A 2965-nucleotide genomic window follows, 5' to 3' on the forward strand; every position below is an offset into this window, starting at 1 on the left:
GTCGGGGCGGGTGACTGCGCAGGGCTCCCCCGCTGGGCAGCGGCACGGCACAAGGTGAGTACGAGCCCCCAGGCGCGAGCCGGACACCGCCACCGACGACGAACTCCTTCACCGTCATGACCGGGAGTGCACAAGCCCAGCCGCCTCGCCACCACCCTGCTGCCCCTCTGCGCGCGGCTGACCGTCACCACAGACACCGAGGCCGAACTGGCACCAGGCACCGTCATCGCCGCCCACCACACCTCGCTCGCAGACCCGGCCGTCGTCCTCACGACACTGCACCGCCTCGGCGTCCAGCCCGTGATCATCACCGCCGCAGGACTGTGGCGCGTCCCGCTGCCGGGCCGCGCCCTCACCCGCGAGGGCCATGTCCCCGAGCACCGCCACCACAAGAGCGCCGCCCGCTGCCTCGACGCCGCCGCAGCCGCAGCCGCAGCCGCAGCCGCCAACGAACGCGGCCGACTCGTCCTCATCTACGGCGAAGGCGGCATCCCCACCCGCACGGACGCCACGGAAGCCGCTCCCGCCGCCTTCCGCACCGGACTCGCCCGGCTGACCGAGCAGACCGGCGCACCCGTAATCCCCCTCGGCCCGTCTATTCCGCCTCAACGCCTCCGCCGCACGGGCGATCGTGTTCACCGGGGCCACCCGCAACTCCCTGGTCGTGCTGCCGCTCGCCCTGGCGCTGCCCGACGCACTCGCCGTCGCGTCGGTAGTCGTGGTCACGCAGACACTCGTCGAAGTCCTCGGCATGCTCCTCTACGTCCGTCTCGTCCCCCGCCTCGTACCGACCGCTCCCACGGGCCAGCCCGCGGCACTCTGACCCCGAAGAGCACGACTATCCGCAGCAACGTCCAGCCGGCACAGGGCGGCGACCTGTTCCACAGCAAGGGCCTTGGTGAGGTCGGGCTGGCTCGTCCGCCGGAAGCTCGTCCGCCCGCGCGCCGCCAACTCAGCCAGCGCCTCGAACAGGGCTGGGTCGTCGATCGCGGTGTGGGGAAAAACGGGCGGCTTCGCGACTCGGCGGGTGCGTCCGGTCGGCGCCGACTTGCCGGCAAGCATCCACCCACATGTCGTCGGCGAGACCCGTAGATCCGCGCGGAGGACTTCGCGGTGCCCTCGCTGGTGAGATACCGCTCGACCGCTGCGGTGTTTGAAGCGGTCACGGAAGGCTGTGGGTGAGCCGAAGCCGACCTGGGCGGCGATGCGCTCGACGGTGTGGTGCGTGGTCTCCAGGAGGTCTTGGGCCTGGCGGATGCGCGCGCGGTGGAGCCACAGGAGCGGGGTGGTACCGGTCTGTTCGCTGAAGCGGCGGATCAGGGTCCGAGTGCTGACGCCGGCCTGGGCGGACATGTCGGCGAGGGTGAGGGGACGAGCGAGGTTGTCCTGCATCCACAAGAGCAGTGGTTCGAGGGCGGAGCCCTGAGCGGTTGGCACGTAGCCGTGGACGAGGAACTGTGCTTGTCCGCCTTCGCGTTCGAACGGCATGACGGACAGGCGGGCGGCGTCGACGGCGACGGCCGAGCCGTAATCGCGGCGGATCATGTACAGGCACAGGTCCAGGCCCGCGGCCGCGTCCGCTGAGGTGAGGATCTGCCCGTTGTCGACATACAGCACGTCCGGGTCGACCTCGATATCCGGGTAGGTGGTGGCCAGGAGACTGGCGGCGGCCCAGTGAGTCGTGGCCCGCAGGCCGTTGAGCAGGCCGGTAGTGGCCAGGGGGAAGGTGCCCGAACAGGTGGAGGCGATGCGCGTGCCGTTCGCGGCGGCTGCTCGCAGCTCACGGCGGACGGCTGAGGAGAGCGGGGCTTCCGGGGCGGCGGTACCGGGCACGATGACCGTGTCCGCGTCCCGGAACCCGTCGAGGCCCCAGGGTGCGCGCATGACGAAGGCCCCGGTAGCGATCTCCTGTCGCTCGGCACACACGCGGATCTGATAGCCGGGGCGCCAGTCCGGGAGGCGGGTACGGGTGAAGACCTCGATCGGGGTGGAGAGGTCGAACGGGATCACATGGTCCAGCGTGAGAACGGCGACGGTGTGCATGGCCAGAAATGCCCCGCAACTGGACCGCGGTTGCGGTCCTGGTTCGCGAATGTCTCGGCTTGACCGCAGTTCAGTGACCTCTTCTCAGGCTTGGCGCTATCCCGTTGGTATCTGTCAATCCTGCCACTGGGTGACGAGGTGGCAGCCGGTTACGTTCGGGGCGTACCCCACGCAGGCCGCCACTTCCCGAAGGCGAAGGACCCCTCCATGCATGCCCAGATCGTCTTGTTCGACGGTTTCGATCCGCTTGATGTCATCGCTCCTTACGAGGTGCTGTACGCCGGCGGTACCGCCTCCGCAGGCGCGGTGAGCGTGGAACTGGTCTCCGCCGAAGGGCCACGCGAGGTGGTGAGCGGCACTGGCGGGCTGGCGCTGCGCGCCACTGCCGCTCTCGACCCCGGGCGTGCCGGTTTGATCCTGGTTCCCGGTGCCTCGGGCCGGGTCGGAGAACCCGGTGAGGTCCCTGACGACGATGCGGCGACCGGAGAGTGGCAGCAGGATGCATTCATCCCCGTACTGCTGGGCCGCACGCTGACTACCGAGTTGCCCGCGCTGTTGAAGGCTGCGATGGACAATCCCGAGGTGACGGTCAGTGCGGTGTGCGGCGGCTCACTCGTCCTGGCCATGGCCGGCCTGCTGGAAGGGCGCCATGCCACCACGCACCACATGGGCCTGGACATGCTCGACGCCACCGGCGTACACACGGTGAGCGCCCGCGTCGTCGATGACGGCGACCTTGTCACCGGCGCCGGCGTCACCTCTGGACTCGACCTCGGCCTGTATCTGCTGGAGCGCGAGGTGGGGCCCCGGATTGCTCATGCCGTCGAGACGCTGTTCGCCCATGAGCGCCGCGGCACTGTCTGGCGACACAAGGGCCCGGAGCCCGTCCGATTCTGACCCGATGCCCCTCCCTCTGCACCGC

Annotated in this window: 2 protein-coding genes and 2 pseudogenes; 3 read left to right on the forward strand and 1 reads right to left on the reverse strand. The window is 69.8% G+C overall.

Annotated features, from left to right (window positions below):
* Positions 1 to 126: 126 nt before the first annotated feature.
* Together EHS43_RS48505 and EHS43_RS48510 are read left to right on the forward strand one after the other, a co-directional pair.
* Positions 127 to 528 (forward strand): annotated as a pseudogene (locus EHS43_RS48505) (1-acyl-sn-glycerol-3-phosphate acyltransferase); the annotation flags it as partial.
* Between the two features lie 61 nt (positions 529 to 589).
* Positions 590 to 823, forward strand: a pseudogene (locus EHS43_RS48510) (arsenic resistance protein); the annotation flags it as partial.
* Here EHS43_RS48510 and EHS43_RS41580 read toward each other — a convergent pair.
* Positions 760 to 2043 (reverse strand): helix-turn-helix domain-containing protein, encoded by a 1284-nt coding sequence (locus EHS43_RS41580; RefSeq protein WP_260470957.1) that lies wholly within the window; start codon positions 2041 to 2043, stop codon positions 760 to 762. The pseudogene EHS43_RS48510 and the gene EHS43_RS41580 sit on opposite strands and share 64 nt — an antisense overlap.
* 207 nt (positions 2044 to 2250) lie before the next feature.
* On the opposite strand from EHS43_RS41580, the gene EHS43_RS41585 reads away from it, so the two are divergent.
* Entirely contained in the window at positions 2251 to 2940 is a 690-nt protein-coding gene (locus EHS43_RS41585) for a DJ-1/PfpI family protein (RefSeq protein ID WP_125195684.1), read from the forward strand.
* The last annotated feature ends 25 nt before the right edge of the window (positions 2941 to 2965 follow it).

Origin of the sequence: Streptomyces sp. RP5T (genome assembly GCF_003933965.1) — a bacterium.
Taxonomy (GTDB): Bacteria; Actinomycetota; Actinomycetes; order Streptomycetales; family Streptomycetaceae; genus Streptomyces.

Coding starts and splice junctions, on each gene's coding strand:
- EHS43_RS41580 (WP_260470957.1), bottom strand. CDS start 2,043: ATGCACACCGTCGCCGTTCTCACGCTGGACCATGTGATCCCGTTCGAC.
- EHS43_RS41585 (WP_125195684.1), top strand. CDS start 2,251: ATGCATGCCCAGATCGTCTTGTTCGACGGTTTCGATCCGCTTGATGTC.